Source organism: Shewanella indica, assembly GCF_002836975.1.
In the GTDB taxonomy this organism is placed as follows: domain Bacteria; phylum Pseudomonadota; class Gammaproteobacteria; order Enterobacterales; family Shewanellaceae; genus Shewanella; species Shewanella indica.
Genome location: NZ_NIJK01000040.1, coordinates 35,855 through 55,321, shown reverse-complemented (window position 1 = coordinate 55,321; position 19,467 = coordinate 35,855). Strand labels below are relative to the sequence as shown.

Below are 19,467 nucleotides of genomic sequence, written 5' to 3'. Positions count from 1 at the left end.
CATTTGTTGTACAAGAGTCAAACGAGCATGGACAGTATCACTACCCTCAGCGAACTTCTCACCGCCGCCAACACCCAGTATCAGGTCTATGATCTCGGCCGCAGGGTGCAGCACATAGATCCCATGGCTTTTCATCAAATAGAAGCCCTTCAAAGCCCTTACCCCTTTCCCATACAAGGGCATGCCCAGTTTGCCCTGGTGTTCTGGGATGGCAGCAATCAGCAATATATCTGGTTCCTGAAATTACCCTTGGATGAGCGCGGACTCCTGGTCCCAGCTGCGCGTAGCCAGTTTATTCAAATGCTGCTTGAAGCCATGGGGGAAAACCTGACCCGTGAACTGAGCGAAGCCCAGCAGCAACAGATGGCCAATCATCCCTTCAGTTTCAAGCCATCGCAGGAAAAATTGGCCCTATTCAACGCCTTGGTGCGTAAACAATTGGGACAAGCCGCTTCTGTACAGTATGAATATGCCTGCCAATACCTGAGCGGCAAGGTGGCAGCCGAAAACTGGCAACATCTGGGACTGCAAGGGCTGGCGGATATCTGTGCCAGGGTCAATGAACTGGATCACTCAGCCCTGTTGCAACAAGGATTGAACAAAGGCGCCGCCGAGGTACAGATTGCCCTTTGCCAGCAATTGGAACATATATTGCTGCCTGAGCCGCTTGCCGAAACGCTCTTCCAGGCATTCAAAGAAGCGGCCCCCGAACATAAGGTTTACTTCCTTCGCGCCTTGGCGTCTCACCCCGAACTCTGCCAACAGGCGATAACTGAGCTGAACAAGCAACAAGCGCTAAATATTGATGCCTTGGTTGCCATCGCCGCCCGCTGCTGGCTTAGTCTGAAACAGGATGGATGCCGCAAAATTTATCTCGAGGCTTTGGCTTTACAGGAGCAAAGCTTCTTTAATCAAATCTTTGCTGATATTGTGGCCATACCCGGGATACGTACCCAGGTATTGAGCGAACTTCGCAATCCTCACCGCAGTGACCGCCTATCCGGCGCCATTGGCGGTCTGTTCAGGGCGACCACAGAATGATGACAGATTTTCTACTGATCGCAGCGCTGGTTATGATTGCTGCGTTTTTCTGGCAGCTGCGACAAATGGCCGAACTCAGCCGGGTATTTGCCGAAAGGGAATGCCAGCGACAAAAGGTGCAGATGCTTGCCATCGCCATGGAGTCGGCGCGTCCCAGCATAGGTGGCCGGAATGGTCTGTGCTGGAAGGCACGCTTTATGTTTGAGTTCAGTACCGATGGCATCAACCAGTATCGCGGCCATATTCTGATGCACGGCAAACAAATCCAGAAAATCGAATGGCCCATCTTTCCCGAACCCGAATGGCATGAAGCGCCAACGGCCAGGGGCAGTGTCGGTGGCGGTTGTGGCTCAGGAGGCGGGTGCAATTCGGGCAGGTGTCGATGAGGCCTTCTCTACCCATGAAAGCTAGTTAGGGTTGTTCTGCCATTAAAATTCAGAGTATGAAGCGACTGAGTTTATCTATTCTCAAAGCCCCGAAATAAGAAAGGGCGCGACAATTAAGCCGCGCCCATCTGTTTCTCTGTTAAGCCTTCCAGCTATTAAGTTGCTTCCCTGCACCATCCATGCGTCTGCCGTGCGTCCTGCGCTCCCTGTACCATCCTGGTGAGTCCCTGTACTTGCGTACCTGTTCCCTTAGTCCCGATTATCCCTTGATCGGGCCTTGCTCTGTCCTTAAGCGTGTCCTGTATCGTCCTTGTGCATCCTTTCAATACATCCTGTTTCGTCTTCCTGACGCTGACCATATTCCTTGGGTCAGTAGCTTTCCCTGTTTGCCATCATCCTGATAAGCATCTTCCTTGAGTTATCCCTGGACCGTGTTCCTCACGGTTGAGGCCTTCCTGACCTTGTTCCCTGAATCATCCTTGTCCTTGGATGATTTAAATACTAATACAATCCCGGCCCAGGAGTTGTACATAAACCGCCCAATAACTCTTGCAACTTTTTTGCAGCAATCAAAACAAGGTTGGTAAGCAATTAATTTTAAATGGTTTAATTATTTTTCAGTGACAAAACCCGCTATTTAACTCTTGTTTGTCTCACAACCTTGTGAGATATCTCGCACACCAACCCCAGCTTTAATGGAAAACGATGTGTAGTGAAAAATATATCGCCTATAAACCTGCAACAGAATCACCCAAACATCAATAATCTCAATAGAAGATAATAGTGTCACCCTAAAATACATTAACACTTTTCTATAAAAGCCTCTTGCCAGGAGCTTATGCCCATATGCGATATTTAGGGTTTACATTTCCAAGATGAAAGCTGAGCAGTGATTACTGCGGGGGGAAATTTCTAATAGAAACCTTCGTCTGGCATAGCTGAATGTCCACCTTCTGCTATGGAGGTGATTTACGGCTGAAAACAAAAACCCGCCATATAGGCGGGTCTCTGTGCGAACACTTGCGTCTTTATATAGCGGCTTATTTAGTAGCCAGCTTCTCACGGATACGTGCAGACTTACCTGAACGCTCACGCAGATAGTACAGCTTGGCACGACGAACGCGACCACGACGCTTAACTTCGATGCTGGAAATCATTGGGCTGTGCGTTTGGAAAGCACGCTCAACACCTTCACCATTAGAGATCTTACGTACGGTAAATGCAGAGTGCAGACCGCGGTTACGCTTAGCGATAACCACGCCTTCAAAGGCCTGCAGACGCTCTTTGTCACCTTCTTTAACACGAACCTGAACGACTACGGTATCACCGGCACCGAAATCAGGTACGTCTTTTTTCATTTGCTCATCGTTGAGCATTTTAATGATGTTGTTCATAACTTACTCCGTTCTAGAATTAACTGAGCTGCGACTAGGCTGAGTCCATTGCGTCAACGAACTGCGCTAATAGAGTCGTCTGTTCGTCAGTCAGAGCTAGATTTTCAAATAATTCTGGCCGTCGCTGCAGTGTTCTTATCAAACTCTGCTGTAGACGCCAGCGTCTAATTTGTTCGTGGTTGCCGCTGAGCAACACCGCCGGAACATCCAGTCCATCAAGACATTCAGGCCGGGTATAGTGAGGACAATCCAATAATCCGTCAGAGAAGGAATCCTGCTCTGCCGAGGCCTGTTTGCCCAGCACGCCGGGAACCAGTCTCGAAACCGAATCTATCAGGGTCATTGCCGGCAATTCACCGCCCGAGAGCACGTAATCACCAACCGACCACTCCTCATCCACTTCCGTCTGAATGATGCGCTCATCGATACCTTCGTAGCGACCGCACACCAGGATCAGCTTGGATGATAGTGCCAACTCAGACACGCCTTGCTGAGTCAGCTTGCGTCCCTGAGGTGACAGATATATCACCTTGGCTCCCTCACCTGCCGCAGCCTTGGCTGCATGAATGGCATCGCGAAGGGGCTGAACCATCATCAACATTCCGGGACCACCACCATAAGGTCTGTCGTCCACAGTGTTGTGTCTATCATGGGTGAAATCCCTGGGATTCCACATCTGTACTTCCAGCAGGCCATTCTTCACGGCCCGACCCGTCACGCCAAAGTCTGTTACTGCTCGAAACATCTCCGGGAACAGGGTGATGACCCCTAACCACATAAGCTGTTTCCTCGACTCAGAAGTCCGGATCCCAATCCACTAAAATCTGTTTTGCCGAAACGTTCACCTCTTTGATGAACTGTTCGGTGACAAAGGGGATCATACGTTCCGCTTTGCCAAAGCTATCTTTGGCGTTAGCCTTCACCAGCAAGACGTCGTTGGATCCTGTTTCCACGATCTGATCGACCTTGCCCATGTTGTAGCCCTTGGTGTTGATCACTTCGCAGCCGATAAGATCGCGCCAGTAGAATTCATCTTCCGGCAGGTCTTTCATCTGCTCAGGCAGTATGCCGATCTCACAGTTAGTGAGCATCTGCGCCCGCTCCCGTGTCTCTACCCCTTCAAGTGCGGCAACAACCGCCTTGCCCTGATAGCGCCACTGGGTGACCTTCACTTCACGCCATTCGCCCTGCTCTTTAATGAGCCAAGGTGAATAGTCAAAAATACCTTCAACAGAATCGGTATAGGCGGTGATTTTCAGCCAACCTTTAACGCCATAGCTGGAACCAAGTTTGCCCAACACGATTGGCTGTGGGTTACTGCTCATCAATCTATACCTTAAACGCTATTAAGCAGCTGCTTTACGAGCGTCTTTGATCAGTTTTGCTACGCGTTCTGTAGTTGCAGCACCGTTTGAAACCCAGTGCTCAACACGGTCCAGATCCAGGCGCAGAGTTTCTTCCTGACCTTTGGCCAGAGGGTTGAAGAAACCTACACGCTCAATGAAACGACCGTCACGGGCATTGCGGCTATCAGCAACAACGATGTTGTAAAATGGACGCTTTTTAGCGCCACCACGAGCTAAACGAATGGTAACCATGCGTTCTTTATCCTCTAATGATTTGCTTTTCAGCAAAAATAAAAACTGGAACCCCGTGTTCGCGAAGAGTCCCAGATAGAAAGCCGGAAGATTTTACCTGACTTTCGGGCGATTGCAACCGATCCCGGCTAATTTTACAACGCCCATTCACAGCTTATCCCAAGCGGGACAATAGCTAAGGAAGGTTTTCAGCTTCCTGGTAAGGTTATTCTGTATCAGCGACCAGGGAACTTCATTCCCGGAGGCAGCATGCCTCCCAGGCCGCGCATCATCTTATGCATGCCGCCTTTGGCAGACATTTTCTTCATCATTTTCTGCATCTGGGTAAACTGCTTCAGCAAGCGGTTTACATCTTGAATTTGAGTGCCTGAACCGGCAGCTATGCGGCGTTTTCGTGAGCCTTTGATCATATCCGGACGCTTACGTTCATTTGGCGTCATGGAGTTAATAATAGCTTCCATTTGACCTGTGAGCTTACCGTTTTGCACCTGCGCCAAAGCATCGGGAGGCAGTTGACCAACGCCGGGTAGTTTTTCCAGCATCCCCATCATGCCGCCCATATTCTTCATCTGCTGCAGCTGCTCACGGAAGTCTTCCAGGTCAAAACTGCCGCCTGACTTCACTTTAGAAGCCAGCTTAAGGGCTTTTTCCTTATCGACACCGCGCTCAACTTCTTCGATGAGCGACAACACGTCACCCATTCCCAGAATACGGGAAGCTACCCGGTCTGGATGGAAAGGCTCGAGCGCATCAGTTTTTTCACCCACACCCAGGAACTTAATCGGTTTACCTGTGATGTGACGAATGGACAGGGCGGCACCGCCTCTGGCATCACCATCCACCTTGGTGAGGATCACCCCGGTCAGCGGCAGCGCTTCATTAAAGGCCTTGGCAGTATTGGCCGCATCCTGACCTGTCATGGCGTCAACCACAAACAGGGTTTCAACCGGCTTGACCGCGGCGTGCAACGCCTTGATTTCATCCATCATCGCCTCGTCCACATGCAGGCGACCGGCGGTATCCAGAATGACTACATCAATAAACTTACGCTTGGCGTAAGCGATGGCGGCATTGGCGATATCCACCGGCTTTTGGCTGACGTCCGATGGGAAAAATTCGACTTCGACTTCATTGGCCAGGGTTTCCAGCTGCTTGATCGCCGCCGGACGGTATACGTCGGCACTGACCACAAGCACAGACTTCTTCTGTCTGGTTCGCAGGAACTTACCCAGCTTGGCAACACTGGTGGTTTTACCCGCGCCCTGCAGTCCTGCCATCATCAATACAGCAGGTGGCTGAGCGGCCAGATTGAGAGCCTCGTTGGCCTCCCCCATGGCTTTTTCCAGTTCACTCTGAACGATTTTGACAAATACCTGCCCAGGGGTCAGGCTCTTAGCCACTTCCTGGCCAACGGCACGTTCTTTGACGCTGCTGACAAATTCCCGCACCACAGGCAGAGCCACATCGGCCTCCAGCAGTGCCATACGAACTTCGCGCAGGGTGTCCTTCACGTTCTCTTCAGTCAAGCGACCCCGACCACTGATATTTTTCAGGGTGCGGGACAATCTGTCGGTGAGATTCTCAAACATCGTCCAGTTCTATACCGTTTATGAATGTAAAATGATGGGGCATATTATAACTATAGCCGGAGTATTAATGCAGCCCTGTTCTCAACATGGGGTTAAATAGACGCTTATCAAGGTACAAATGAATGTTTTTGACGGGAACCAATTACCCTTTATTACGCACTAATCTACTGGGCACTGAGTAATTTTGTCGTCTGGGTCACTGCCCAATTACCGGTGGCTCATGTTATTCTAATACCTGCAAGTTTTCTAAAGCTGCCCACAGAGGCCAATTACACATAAGGATAGGTTAATCCCAGATGGTCATTCTCTCTGCTGCCGCGATGTTTTTCTACAGCATAGCGCTGATATTAGTGACAAGCCGCTTGTTTCACGCCGAGGGGCCCAACCGCCGCACCGTTGCCGGTTTTGCCGCTTTGGGTGTGATACTGCACGCTGCAGCCTTGTACCAGGCAATCTTTACTGTCGATGGCCAGAATTTCAGTCTGACCAATGTAATATCCATGGTGAACTGGATTATCGCCCTGGCCTTTACCTTGGTACTTTCACGTATCAAGGTCATTGTGCTGGTACCTGTGGTGTACGCCTGCTCCGTGATATCCGTATCCCTGTTATGGCTTTTGCCACCTAAGTACATCACTCATTTTGAAGTGCACCCTGAAGTATTGGTCCACGTGGTATTGTCACTGATGGCCTACAGTGCCTTGATGATAGCAGCGCTTTACGCCATACAACTGGCTGTAATCCAAAATAAGCTAAAGAAAAAGCAACTGATTTTGAACCCCGCGCTTCCGCCACTGATGACGGTAGAGAAGCAGCTGTATCATCTGATCATCATAGGGGTGATTCTGCTGAGTCTGTCGCTGGCCACCGGCTTTATTTTCCTTGATGATATGTTTGCCGATGGCAAGGGTCACAAGGCGGTACTTTCCATTCTGGCCTGGTTCGTCTATATCGCTATGCTGTGGCAGCAATATACCGTGGGTTGCCGTATCCGCACGGCAGTGATCTACAGTCTGACCGGTGCCAGCCTGCTCTCTCTGGCTTACTTTGGCGCCCGCATCGTCAAAGAACTTATCCTGAGCTAATCTGAATTAAGTCAGGCAGGGCTAGACCTTTGCCTGACTTGACACTCCATCCAATTGCCAGTATTTACTAACTTTCGCTATTCCTGACGGGGCCCCTTTTTGGACGATATATCGACCGGCATACTCCTGATAATTCTCCTGCTGTTAATCCTGATTTCGGCGTATTTTTCCGGTTCGGAAACCGCCATGATGACCCTAAACCGCTACCGGTTGCGTCATCTGGCCAATAATGGCCACAAAGGTGCCAAACGCGCCATCAAACTACTCGACCGTCCCGACAAACTCATAGGCCTGATCCTCATAGGCAATAACCTGGTTAATATTCTCGCCTCCTCAATCGCCACGATTCTGGGTATCCGACTCTGGGGCGACTTGGGATTAGCCATCGCCACCGGGGTACTGACACTCGTGGTATTAGTGTTTGCCGAAGTGACGCCCAAGACTGTGGCTGCACTGCATCCAGAACGCATCGCCTTCCCATCAAGCCTGATACTCAAGTGGTTGTTATGGCTGTTTTTGCCTCTGGTCAAAAGCGTCAACATCATCACGTCTTTCATACTCAGACTAATGGGGATCCGCACCATACGTGCCGATGATGCCCTGAGCCAGGAGGAACTCCGCACTGTTGTTCATGAAGCAGGAGCCCTTATCCCCAGACGCCACCAGGAAATGTTGTTGTCAATTCTGGATCTGGAGAAGGTCACTGTGGAAGACATCATGGTGCCCCGCTCTGAACTCTACGCCATCAATGTCAATGATGACTTCAAAAGCATCAACAAACAGGTTATTCAGAGCCCGCATACCCGGGTACTCCTGTATCGTGACAACATAGATGATGCCGTAGGTTTTGTGCATCTGCGTGATGCGTTAAGACTGCAATCCAAGGAACAGTTCAGTAAATCTTCCCTGCTTAGGGCTGTAAAAGAGCTGTACTTTATTCCCGAAGGCACGCCGCTCAACGTGCAATTGGCCAACTTCCAGCACAACAAGGAACGCATCGGCCTGGTGGTAGATGAATACGGGGATATTCAAGGATTGGTGACGCTGGAAGATATTCTTGAAGAAATCGTCGGCGACTTTACCACTTCCATGATCACCACTCCCAGCGAAGATATTACCCCGCAGCAGGATGGCAGCTTCCTGATCGATGCCACCATCAACATCCGCGACCTCAACAAAGAGATGGAGTGGGACTTCCCAACCGACGGCCCCAAGACCCTCAATGGTTTGATCCTGGAATATCTGGAAGAGATCCCCCAGGCCAACACTAGCCTGAGACTCGCAGGTTACCCTATGGAAGTGGTAGAAGTGGCCGACAACATGATCAAAACGGTACGGATCATGCCGCAATTTTATCGTCCATCCTGAAACTCAACTTGCTTTGAACTGAGTCATTGGGCAGTTTTGGCTGCCCTTTTGGCCGCTTCCAGTGCCCGACGTTTGTCCCGAGCGATCGCGGTAATAGTGCGATCCAACTCATCTTCCAGTCCCAGCATAAAAAACACTTCGGCCATCAGGAAAAACGGGCCAATAAGCAGTTGGTTGAGATCATCAATAAAAGCAGGTTTGGCCTTTTCATACTTGTGACCTATAAACTGGAATATCCAACCTATAACAAAAACTGTTATGCCCAACCAGATACTGGCATAGCCTTGAGTATAGAGCCATTCGGTTGTCAGAATAACCGGCAGAATAAACAGCGCCAGTCCCAGCGCCAAACGCCAATGCAACTTGATGTAATAGGCCATGACCAGGACAGCCAGTAGCATGGCTATACTGAACGTACCGTCAGCAAAAGGCAGACGCCACAGTGACAGCATTAAAAATACTGACCAGATAATCAAAGGGATACCAATAAAATGGCTTTTGATATTGGTGGGGTTAAGATGCACACTCTTGTAAGTGGACAACTGTTCAACAGCCGACTTCATAATGCTCTCCTTGGTTTTGTTATTATTCTCCTCCCGCCGAGCAGGGACCTCGAGTGCCTGGGTAATGTGCCACAGTGCTCATGGCAAATGCTTACTTATGTTTGAGCCACCAATTATCAAAGACAATTAAGGCCAATTAATGGTTTGAGATTAACGCAACACCTCCTAGGTGACAATGACTCCCCATCATTGAACAACTTGCACAAAGCTATCCAAGTAACTTTGTCTGCTTTAACTCTGAAACCATAATCCATCGTCACTATCATTAACCAAATCAGTCACTCCTCTGTCATCAGAGATAGCTCATCCTGACGCCGCAAAATGGCAGGATGAAAACCTTGAACAATAAAGAGTAAAAAGCCGACCCTAAGGTCGGCTTTGGTATTGAAGATAAAGAGCTGTACTTAGAAGCGCAGGGCTACGCCTACTTTATATCTGGCTTCGCCTTCAAAGCTCCACACTGGGTAATCGGCCTTGAATTCGCTGATCACATCCTCTGCACTAATTGGGGAAACACCCGTCTGTATGCTGTCTTCTTCGGTGATGTTGACCGCTTCAAAAGTGATATCCAAATAGTCGGTTACCGAGTAGCTGGCACTGAGGTCCAAGGTCCCGTAAGACTCGTGCTGACGGTTACCATAGAAGCCAGGCAGCTCGCGCATCATATACTCAGAGCGCCAGTTATAGGCCAGACGAGCGCTGAAGTCGTCCATCTCATAGTAACCTACCAGGTTGACCGTATGCTTGGATGAGTCAGAGAACACGCCCACACGGTCAGGATAGTTTTCTGCCGGAGAGGATGCATCGGCAAAGGTATAGTTCACCGAGTAACCCAAACCGTTGTCGAAGGAGTCCTGCAGCTGCAGCTCGATACCATCTATGCTGCCGCCGTCGGCATTGTACTTCTCACTTACAGTCCAGCAGTCATAGATACCTACGCCACAAGAACTTTTACCTTCGGTTACCAGGTTGGGATCTTCAATACCTATCTGCTGATTCAGCTTCTGTTTGGTGGTGATAAAGGAGCTGACATCCTTGATAAAGTAAGTGGCGGCAAACAGGCCCGAATCACTGAAATACCACTCCAGACTCAAGTCGGCCTGAGTCGCCTTGAATGGATCCAGCGCCACACTGCCACGCACCAGTTTTTCATTATAAGGTGTGCCATCGTTGTAACCCGGCAGGGTCGAGGTAGCAAACAGTTCGGCGTAGTTGGGGCGAGAGATCACCTGAGCGGCAGAGGCGCGCAGTATCACATCCTCGCTCAAGTCGAAGGCGATGTTAACGCTCGGCAATACGTCGTTATAGCTGGACTTGTCTGTGCTCAGGTCATCGGCAAACTGCCCCTGTTTGTTGAGCGCATAATAGTCGGACTCAATATCGGTCGAGATATAACGGAAACCGAAGTTACCGCGGAATCCTTCCCCGGCAAAAGTAGCCATGGCGTACAGGGCCAGGTTCTCCTCCTGGATGGTGCCATAACCGGATTTGTCGATAGTAAAGCCATCGATGGCGGCATAGGCATCGGCAATCATGGCATCAAATATCGGTTCAGGCAGAGTGAAACCGGCGCCGGATGACATGGTGCCATTGTAGTAGGCAGAAGCATCTTTGGTCAGAACCTTGGCATCATTGACTATCGCCTTATCTGTCATCTGGGTGACTTCATGATCGGCATAACTCACACCTGTCTTGATGGCACTGATAGCGCCCCAGGCAACCGGGAAGTTGAAGTCCAACTGAGCGAAGGTTTCTTCATCCGTGTTGGGCTGCTTCTTCAGCGCCCAGCCGGCAGTGGCCAATGGGTCGTTAAAGTCACCGGCCTCAAAATACTTGTTGGCGATATCGATATTGATCTTATCGCCGGTGGCATCATAAATACCGGCAAAGTCAGCCGGGACACCGATTGAGTTACCATAGTTGGCAGTCAAGTCGGTACCACCTTCGGCTTCGGTGCGACCAATGCGACCTTCAATTGTGAAATTATCCGCTTCATAGTTGAAATTGAAATCCACTGTATCCGAGCTCATGCTCGCCTTACGGGCCCAGGTTTGTGCCCAGGCAAAACCGCCTTGATCGCTGTGGTTTATCTTGGTACAAACACCGGCGGCATTGACCTGTTCACAGGTGTATTCGCCTCGTTGTGTGGGGAACAGGAAGATGGAGGTGTTGGCGTTGTTGGCGTCCAACTCCAGATTCATGTAGTTGAGCCCCAGTTCCAGTCTGTCGGTAGGACGATACTGCAACACCAGGTTGATTGCGGTGCGCTCACGATCCTGTTGGAAAGTGGTTGGCACTATCTCCCCCCAGCCAAGCAGGGTTTCGATACCATTACGCTGATAGTCCGTCTGGCTCCAGGAACCTGCCAGCAACACACCGAAGTTCTCATCTTCATTTTTCCAGCTGTAGAGGCCGGAGGCTTCAGGATCTATCTCTTCCGAGACGCTACCATAATCCCCTTTGGCACTCAGGAACACCGAGTTGGCATCCAAATCCAGCGGTTTGCGGGTGTTGATGATAACAGTGCCGCCTATGCCCCCTTCGGCAATATCGGCCTGGGACGATTTGTAGACTTCAATCGAGCCCACCATCTCGGGTGGCAGCAAGGTGTAATTGAAACTGCGGTCGATGGCCTGCTGATCGAACCAACCGGTAGAAGCCACAGAGTGACCATTGAGCTGGGTACTGGTCAGCTGCGCCGAGGCGCCGCGGATAGAAACCTGTTGCCCCTGACCGAACTGGCGGTTAACGGCGACCCCTGGAATACGTCCCAGAGACTCACCCACATCACTGTCGGGGAATTTACCAATATCTTCTGAAGTTACCGCATCGACTACGGCATCAGAAAAACGCTTGGTATTCACCGAAGCCTTCATCGAGGCACGCATGCCGCGGACTTCAATTTTTTCAATATTGGCAGTTTCGTTGCTGTTGTTATCTGCTGCCTCGGCAGCCAGCGCGCCAACAGATACCGCTCCCCCAAGAAGGATAGCGATATTTGCAGCGAGGGCAGTTTTCTTAAAGGTAGATGTTTTCATCTCGTTTCCCTTCCATCACTTTATTATCTTTTTTGTTGCCATAACCATTCCCTCCAAGGGAATGACAACGCTGTCATGTCCAGGAACAAACATTACACAATAATTAACAGCCTTGCCACAACAAAATAACTGCAAAGCAAACAAAAACTGTCATATTGCTGTGTTAGTGGGGTAAAACAGATTTTTAAGCTGGTCAAAAACTGTTCTGGCAGCGTTTTATACAACCAAGCATGTCAACTGTAGCGGGAAACAAATTAAGTCCCAGACTAAATCATGGCTAAATTCTGCGTTGCCAAACTGATTAAAAGTCAGCAGTATAAGATGCTCGACAGCGGCCATGCCGCTTCCGGCCCCTGCTGGCTGTGAGTATTCGCCTGATATCTCGGACTAAGTTGAATGAAAGTAACCATCAATGACGTGGCTAAATATGCCGGCGTTTCCATCAAGACAGTATCCCGGGTCACCAATAATGAGCCTTCGGTTAAACAGGCCACTATCGACAAGGTCAATGCTGCAATCAAAGCGTTGAATTACCAGCCCAATTTAGCTGCCCGCAACCTGGCTGCCACCAGTTCCTATGTCATAGGCTTCGTCTATGACAACCCCAACGCCTACTACATTATCGATATGCAGAACGGTATTCTCTCCGCCTGTCGGGACAAGGGCTATGAGCTGCTGATCCATCCCTGTGATGCCAAGGCCGATGGTATTTGTGAACAGCTGACCACCATGGTGAAACATGCCCGCCTGGCCGGACTGGTACTGACGCCGCCGCTGTCGGAAGATCCCAAGGTACTTTCCGCCCTGGATGCCATAGGCGCCAACTATGTTCGCATCATGGCCGGTGACAGAGTGCTGGCCGATACCGGGCTGGCGGTACTGGTTAACGACAGATCCGGCGCCGTGGCCATTACCCAACATCTTATCGATCTCGGACATAGGCAAATCGCCTTTCTCAGCGGCGACTATCAGCACCAATCAACCAAAGAGCGTCTCGAAGGTTATCGTCAGGCCTTGAGGGACAACGGCCTGGACGAATCTCCCGAGCTGATTGTCGAGGGTGAATACTCGTTTGAATCCGGAGTTGAAGGTGCCAAAAAGCTACTCAAAAAGGCTAACCGGCCCAGCGCCATAGTAGCCTGTAACGACGAAATCGCCGCCGGTGCCCTGTTTGCCGCCAGGCTGGAAGGGGTGGATATTCCCACCGAGCTCTCGATTGTCGGCTTTGAGGACAGCCCCTTCTCACGCCAAACCTGGCCCAAGTTGACCACAGTGCATCAGCCCAACGGCAAGATTGCCCAGATAGCTACCGAACTGTTGATTGCCAATCGCCGTGAACAGAGCGTTTGCAGTGAAATCTTTACCCCAGAGCCGGTTATCAGAGACTCGAGCGCCAGGGTGCAAGCAAGCTGAAATTCCAGCCACTAAAAAGGCGCTCTACAGAGCGCCTTTAGGATAAGATTCAAAATCACTTTATCAGTGCAGCTTGAGTTTGGGCCTGTGCCACTTCAGCAGCCGCTGCGCCAGACGATACACCAACGCCGAAAACCAACCGTACAAACTCGCTAAATGACGTTGATACAGGGACATGTACATCATCCGCGCCACATAACCCTCAATAAACAGGGAGCCGGATCTCAGGTTACCCATCAGATTGCCCACCGCCGAGAAACGGCTCAGTGACACCAATGAACCATAGTCGCGGTAGACAAAAGGATTTTCGGCCTTGCCCTTCAAGCGGTTGAGAATATTTTTATACAGGGTTTCCGCCATCTGCGATGCGGCTTGGGCCCGAGGAGGCACAGGCTTGCCGTTGTCCTGCACCAAAAAGGCGCAGTCGCCCAAGGCGTAGATATCCTTGTGGCCCTTGACCCGCATACAGGCATCGACCTCGATGAGATTACGGTTATTGACCGGCAACTTATCAAACTGTTGCAGTACATCCGGCCCCTTGACGCCGGCCGCCCACACCTTGAGTCCGGCAGGGATCAGCACATCTTCCTGGGTCACAAACCCCTGCTTGGTCACCTCTTTGACCTGCACCCCAATATGCAAGCGAACCCCGATATGATCCAGCACAGACTGGGCTCTGGAACTCACCTTGTCCGGCAATGCCGGCAATATCTTGGGCGCCGCCTCAATCAGGTGAATTTCCAGATGATGCTTGTCGACATTGAGGTAACCGTATTCTTTGACCGAGTCCAGCACATGATGCAACTCAGCGGCCAGCTCAACTCCGGTCGCGCCGGCGCCCACTATGCCGATACTGAGCTTTTCACTGGTTTCATCCAGCAGCAACAGGTTGTCCAGCAACTTGTGGTGAAATTGATTGGCGCTGTCGAGGCTGTCGAGGAAGATACAGTGCTCTTTGGCACCCGGGGTGTTGAAGCTGTTGGCCACCCCGCCGATGGCGATCACCAAATAATCATAGGGTAAATCACGCTCGGCGATAATCTGCTCGCCGTCATCATTACTGACACCCGCCAGAGTGATAGTCTTGGCCTCAGGATCGCATTGCAGCATTTCACCGCGCAGAAAACGATAGCCATTTTTCAGGCCATGGTCGCGATACAGCAAGCCTTCTACTGATTGATCTATCACCCCAACGGCCACTTCGTGCAGTTTGGGCTTCCAGATATGTACCGGACTCTTATCTATCAGGGTTATTTCAGCCTCTTCCTTCAGGCCCAATTTGCGTCCCAGCTTGGATGCCAGCGCCAATCCTCCGGCGCCGCCGCCCACAATTAAAATCCGCTTACTGGTCACAAATTCCCCCAAGAGTATGAACTAATGCAAGATAGTCTTTTATAACATGATCCCGCTCAAAAATAACCCGAGTTCTAAATTAATATTTCTTTATATATCACTGATGCAGGTAAATATTTGCCATCATTTCCTGTCCCTCAAGGTTGGTGTAATGCCACCTTGGTGCGCTTTAAGCTGTAGAACATCCACAGGCACAATAGGCTGCTGCAGGACGCCAAGGAGATCCACACGCCCGGCACCCCAAAGGCCCAGGCAAACACCCAGAGGAACAGGCCTATCAGCAGCAACTTGCTGCCCGTAAGTATCGAGGCCTCGGCCGGACGATTGATGGCCTGGAAGAAACTGGCGCCCACCAAAATCAAACCTTCCATCGGTAAGCCCCAGAAATAGAGATACATGCCTTCAATGGCAACCGGGGCCAGGGTCGGGTTGTCACCGGCAAACAGATACACCATCCATTCCGGGCGGCTGTAGATAAGCACCAATCCCAGCAAGGCGCAGATTAAGGTAACGGAAAATGCCATTTTGGCAGTCTGCTTGACCCTGTCATATTGACCGGCACCGGCATTGAAGCTGAGAATGGGTTGTGTGCCGAGGGCTATGCCTTCAAACACAAAATAGAACAGGGCCTCGGTATAACTCACCACGCCATAGGCGGCCACATGCAGCGAAGTGCCGGTCCACAGCAGCGCCATGTTATGCATGGTCAAGACAATCGACAGGTAGAGATTCATCAGGAAACTGGGCATCCCCAACTTAACGATTTCCCAAACCAGCTCCAGGCTCAGCTTCATCTGCTGCCAGTCGATATTAAGCCGGGTGCGCTTGCCAAAGAAATGTTGCAGACACAGGCCGCCGGTGACCGCCTGGGACAACATGGTAGCAATGGCGGCGCCGGCAAGGCCAAAGGGAAAGACCACAATAAACAGCCAATCCAGCAGAGTGTTGAGCACACCTCCAAATACCAGGATCCAGGTGACGAAACTGGGGCGACCGTCATTACGCAAAAGCGCCGAGAAGGCCATGGAGATAATGGGGAAAATACCTAAGGCAAAGTACCAGAACAGGTATTGGTAGGCACCTTCATAGACCTCACCTTCGGCTTTCAGCCAGCGTAGAATATCGTCGGTCAACATGGTTCCGGCAAGCGACACCACCAGCGCACTCAACAGGCAAAGACTAAAGGTGTTGCCGAGAATTTTTCTGGCCCTGGCGACGTCACCACGACCAAGGTTGATGGAGATAAGCGCGGCGCCCCCCATACCTAAAAGCGCACCGATCGCATAGAGAATGGCGCCCACAGGGTAAGCCAGCATAATACCCGCAAGACCTGTTTCTCCCAGGTAATGGCCGATAAACATCCCATCTACTGTGACGTAAATTCCGGTCACCAACATGGACATCACAGTGGGGACAGTGTAACGCCAAAAGAGTTTACTGACCGGCTGCTGCAGTAAGGCGAGATCCTGCTCAGTCTGGGAGACGCTGTTTTGGGTCATGACGCTTTCTCAACATCGAAGGTGTTAAACCATAAGTTCGATATCAGAGGCCATATTAAGAGGCACCTACTCGGCCTCTTTTCAAATTAGCGCTCCGAAATCAATCACCTTAGAAAAGTGAATGGCGGATTGTACCCGAGTTATCCGCCAGGATGCCACTACCTTAAATAGGCCATCATTCGGCGACTTTGATGGCAAGCAGTTGCTGCTCCAAAGACTCAGGCTGCAAGGGGGCGCGACTGATGATTTCCAGCCTGGAATCCATGACATCATCGAGCTCTTCAACACTCAATTCACCGTCGAGCATATTGAGTGCCGCTATGCCGTCTTTGGTGATCATCACAGCTTTTAGCCGCACCACATCGAGTGCCTTGGCCCAGCGATAGAGGCGCTCGAGATCGAACAGCCAATCCGGAGTAAAGATCCAGCCATAGCTGTAACAGCCCTCGCCTTTATTACTCTTGAACACTATGCCGCGAGCGTCCCACTCGGGTGCTTCGGGGCTTTGTGAGTCGGCATCAAGTGGTTTGATGGCAAACACACCGGCATTTTGCCGCAGCAGCCCGGCGCCTATGGGTGTGGCTTTAACGTTCAAATTGGCCTTTGCCGGCTGAGCCAGCGCTCGCAACAATTCATCGCTGAGCTTTTGCTCTTTGGACCAGTAAAACAGCTCCCCTTCCAGTTGCTGAGCGGCAATAAAGGCGGCTATCTGTTCACTTAGCTGCTCACTCCCCGGATCACTTTGCGGCCTATCCCCAGGCAGAGCCATTGGCGCTTGGTGTTGCCAGAGGTCCTGCTTGCCGGCCATCAGGATATCGGCTATCTGCAGCTGGGAGAGAAAGTTCTCATGTTCGGTATAACGCTTGTCACTGAGTTTGCGCGGGTCAAACAGACAGATACTGGCCTTGAGGCTGAGCACTTCGGCAAACTGTTTCGAGCTTAGGGTTTTCAAAATCTCTTTGGGATGTCCAAGGCCGGTAGGCTCTATCAGCAATCTGTCGGGTTTGGCCCGGGCCAGCAGCTGGGTCACTGCCACTTGAGTCGGCACCCCGGCGGCGCAACACAAACAGCCACCGGGTACTTCTCGTATCACAACGCCTGAGTCACTCTGCCCCATCAGACCGGCATCTATTCCTATTTCACCGAACTCATTGACCAATACCGCCCAGGTCTCGCCAGCGGGCTTATTGGCCAGCAGCGCTTTGATAAAGGTAGTTTTGCCTGAGCCGAGAAAGCCGGTTATCAGATTTGTGGCGACGGGTTTAAGGATCATCTGTGACTCCATTCCTTACAGCATTGAGGCAACAGAGTGTAACCCAAGCAGGGAAAGAGTTAGCTGGAAATTGTAAACAGATGCAAAATGGGCGCAAATAGCGCCCATTTCTGTAAACCTTAAGGCTTGAGTTCGTGATCCACTATCGGTGTCAGCCCTTTGGCACGGTTCTCAATGGCATCGTCCAAGTCAAAGCCACCGGCGCGCCAGCCCTTGGCCTCGGCCGCAGAGAAACTCTGCAAGTGCCACTCTTTGGCATCTTGGAGTTTAAAGCCTGCATCCTGCCAGGCGCCTGCGCTTGAGGCATCGAAACCGGCAACATGCCACTGCTGGGCGCTTCGGGAGTCAAAACCGGCCTCTTTCCAGGAGGCTATCTCGGTTGAACTCATACCGGACCAATCTTTGGGGGTAGAACTACAAGCCACAAGCATACTCAACCACAACAAGATCACTAATTTTCGCCACATACTCATCTCCTGATACCTTTACTATTCCTTAAGCTAAGGGGGCTGCGCTGCCGACGGCTTATTGAGGCAACGCATTGAGTATAGCAGGCTTCTTTAATCTATCTGCGCCTCGGCCCTTTCGGAGCCTGGCCCTTGCGACCGGGTTTATGGCCCCTGTGAGTCTTGGCATGTCGGGGCTTATCTATAGGCTGTAAATAACGCTCCGGCAACGGCGCTCCCTTCTCGTAACCCGGCAGTACTTCTCTTGGCAGCTTGTAACCGAGCAAGGCTTCTATTTCAGCCAATTTTTGCTCTTCGGCCGGGCTCACCAAAGAGATGGCTTCGCCGCTGCGCCCGGCTCTGCCGGTACGGCCGATGCGATGAATATAGTCATCAGCCTGGGATGGCAGCTCGAGATTGATAACCCTTGGCAAGGCCGGAATATCCAGGCCTCGGGCCGCGACATCGGTTGCTACCAATACCCGAATCTCACCATCGATGAACTGCGCCAGAGCACGGCTGCGGGCGCCCTGAGTCTTGTCACCGTGAAAGCAGGCGCTCTTGATGCCGTCGAGTTTCAGCTCTTGCTGCAACTGCTCGGCGCTCTCCTTGGTACTGACAAAAGCCAACACCTGTTGCCAGTTATTGCGGCCAATAAGCTCGGCAAGCAACTCGGCTTTACGGCGATAGTCTACCGGATACACCTTTTGCAGGATCTGCACCTGAGTTCGGCGCTCTTTATCCACTTCAAACCATTCTGGCTTATCAAGCAACTTATGCCCGAGGCGCTTGACCTCCTCGGGGAAGGTCGCCGAAAACAACATGGTCTGATGCCCGGCTGGCAGATAGCGCCCCAGACGCTCAATATCCGGTAAGAACCCCAGGTCCAACATGCGGTCCGCCTCATCCAACACCAGGGTCTTAACCTTATCCAGCCTGAGATGATCTTGGCTAAGGTGATCGAACAACCGCCCCGGCGTCGCCACCAGCACTTCAATACCGGCCGCTATCGCCTTACGTTGAGGGTTGAAGTTGGCGCCGCCGAAAATGGCCAGAATGCGAAATGGCGTATGGACGGCATATTTATCCAACTGAGTTGCCACCTGCTGTGCCAGCTCGCGGGTTGGTGTCAGGATAAGCACTCTAGGCGCGGCGCCATACTCAGGCTCAGCGAGCCCCAGTTGCTGCCACTCATCAATCAAGGCGGCCAACAACGGCAAACCAAAGGCCGCGGTTTTGCCTGTACCTGTCTGGGCCGAAGCCATAATATCCCGCCCGGCCAATGCCGCCGGCAACACCTGCTGCTGCACCGCCGTCAGCTCACGATAGCCGCACTGGGCAACGGCTTCGAGCAGCGCTCCCGGCAGCTGGGTTTCAGAAAACTGCATCTTCAACACCTGAAACATAAAAAGGCCGGCGAG

General features: G+C 51.4%; 17 protein-coding genes. 5 read left to right on the top strand and 12 right to left on the bottom strand.

Annotated features, from left to right (window positions below):
• The first annotated feature begins 27 nt into the window (after positions 1-27).
• Complete coding sequence (locus CX650_RS13855; RefSeq protein WP_071477054.1) at positions 28-1,041, top strand: DUF3549 family protein; 1,014 nt, start codon at positions 28-30, stop codon at positions 1,039-1,041.
• The gene (locus CX650_RS13850; RefSeq protein ID WP_039034764.1) at positions 1,038-1,427 is read left to right on the top strand and encodes a DUF3301 domain-containing protein; all 390 of its coding nucleotides are present in this window, start codon (positions 1,038-1,040) and stop codon (positions 1,425-1,427) included. Before CX650_RS13855 ends, CX650_RS13850 begins: the two co-directional genes overlap by 4 nt.
• Before the next feature lie 1,040 nt (positions 1,428-2,467).
• Here CX650_RS13850 and rplS read toward each other — a convergent pair.
• From rplS to ffh, 5 genes are all read right to left on the bottom strand, one after another.
• Positions 2,468-2,821: a 50S ribosomal protein L19 gene (gene rplS / locus CX650_RS13840; protein WP_039034762.1), complete on the bottom strand. Its 354-nt coding sequence runs from the start codon at positions 2,819-2,821 to the stop codon at positions 2,468-2,470.
• 34 nt (positions 2,822-2,855) lie between these two features.
• The gene (gene trmD, locus CX650_RS13835) at positions 2,856-3,599 is read right to left on the bottom strand and encodes a tRNA (guanosine(37)-N1)-methyltransferase TrmD (RefSeq protein WP_101096135.1); all 744 of its coding nucleotides are present in this window, start codon (positions 3,597-3,599) and stop codon (positions 2,856-2,858) included.
• Between the two features lie 16 nt (positions 3,600-3,615).
• Positions 3,616-4,146, bottom strand: coding sequence for a ribosome maturation factor RimM (gene rimM / locus CX650_RS13830; protein WP_101096134.1), 531 nt, complete (start codon positions 4,144-4,146; stop codon positions 3,616-3,618).
• A gap of 21 nt (positions 4,147-4,167) precedes the next feature.
• The gene (gene rpsP / locus CX650_RS13825; protein WP_025010564.1) at positions 4,168-4,419 is read right to left on the bottom strand and encodes a 30S ribosomal protein S16; all 252 of its coding nucleotides are present in this window, start codon (positions 4,417-4,419) and stop codon (positions 4,168-4,170) included.
• A gap of 215 nt (positions 4,420-4,634) precedes the next feature.
• Positions 4,635-6,008 (bottom strand): signal recognition particle protein, encoded by a 1,374-nt coding sequence (gene ffh, locus CX650_RS13820; protein WP_039034760.1) that lies wholly within the window; start codon positions 6,006-6,008, stop codon positions 4,635-4,637.
• A 296-nt stretch (positions 6,009-6,304) separates the two neighbouring features.
• On the opposite strand from ffh, the gene CX650_RS13815 reads away from it, so the two are divergent.
• The gene (locus CX650_RS13815; protein ID WP_039034759.1) at positions 6,305-7,093 is read left to right on the top strand and encodes a cytochrome C assembly family protein; all 789 of its coding nucleotides are present in this window, start codon (positions 6,305-6,307) and stop codon (positions 7,091-7,093) included.
• A 99-nt stretch (positions 7,094-7,192) separates the two neighbouring features.
• Positions 7,193-8,461: an HlyC/CorC family transporter gene (locus CX650_RS13810; protein ID WP_039034758.1), complete on the top strand. Its 1,269-nt coding sequence runs from the start codon at positions 7,193-7,195 to the stop codon at positions 8,459-8,461.
• A gap of 23 nt (positions 8,462-8,484) precedes the next feature.
• Here CX650_RS13810 and CX650_RS13805 read toward each other — a convergent pair whose 3' ends face one another.
• Complete coding sequence (locus CX650_RS13805; RefSeq protein WP_071477052.1) at positions 8,485-9,024, bottom strand: Mpo1 family 2-hydroxy fatty acid dioxygenase; 540 nt, start codon at positions 9,022-9,024, stop codon at positions 8,485-8,487.
• 404 nt (positions 9,025-9,428) lie between these two features.
• A complete protein-coding gene (locus CX650_RS13800; RefSeq protein WP_101096133.1) occupies positions 9,429-12,062 on the bottom strand; it encodes a TonB-dependent receptor in 2,634 nt (877 codons plus the stop codon).
• 396 nt (positions 12,063-12,458) lie between these two features.
• On the opposite strand from CX650_RS13800, the gene CX650_RS13795 reads away from it, so the two are divergent.
• A complete protein-coding gene (locus CX650_RS13795) occupies positions 12,459-13,475 on the top strand; it encodes a LacI family DNA-binding transcriptional regulator (protein ID WP_039034755.1) in 1,017 nt (338 codons plus the stop codon).
• Positions 13,476-13,538: 63 nt separating this feature from the next.
• Here the strand turns inward: CX650_RS13795 and CX650_RS13790 are convergent, their stop codons facing one another.
• From CX650_RS13790 to CX650_RS13770, 5 genes are all read right to left on the bottom strand, one after another.
• Positions 13,539-14,828: an NAD(P)/FAD-dependent oxidoreductase gene (locus tag CX650_RS13790; RefSeq protein WP_039034798.1), complete on the bottom strand. Its 1,290-nt coding sequence runs from the start codon at positions 14,826-14,828 to the stop codon at positions 13,539-13,541.
• A 137-nt stretch (positions 14,829-14,965) separates the two neighbouring features.
• Entirely contained in the window at positions 14,966-16,327 is a 1,362-nt protein-coding gene (locus tag CX650_RS13785; RefSeq protein WP_101096132.1) for an MATE family efflux transporter, read from the bottom strand.
• Between the two features lie 175 nt (positions 16,328-16,502).
• Positions 16,503-17,600, bottom strand: coding sequence for a CobW family GTP-binding protein (locus tag CX650_RS13780; protein WP_101096131.1), 1,098 nt, complete (start codon positions 17,598-17,600; stop codon positions 16,503-16,505).
• Positions 17,601-17,719: 119 nt separating this feature from the next.
• The gene (locus CX650_RS13775) at positions 17,720-18,067 is read right to left on the bottom strand and encodes a hypothetical protein (protein WP_101096130.1); all 348 of its coding nucleotides are present in this window, start codon (positions 18,065-18,067) and stop codon (positions 17,720-17,722) included.
• Positions 18,068-18,165: 98 nt separating this feature from the next.
• The gene (locus CX650_RS13770; protein ID WP_101096129.1) at positions 18,166-19,434 is read right to left on the bottom strand and encodes a DEAD/DEAH box helicase; all 1,269 of its coding nucleotides are present in this window, start codon (positions 19,432-19,434) and stop codon (positions 18,166-18,168) included.
• Positions 19,435-19,467: the final 33 nt, after the last annotated feature.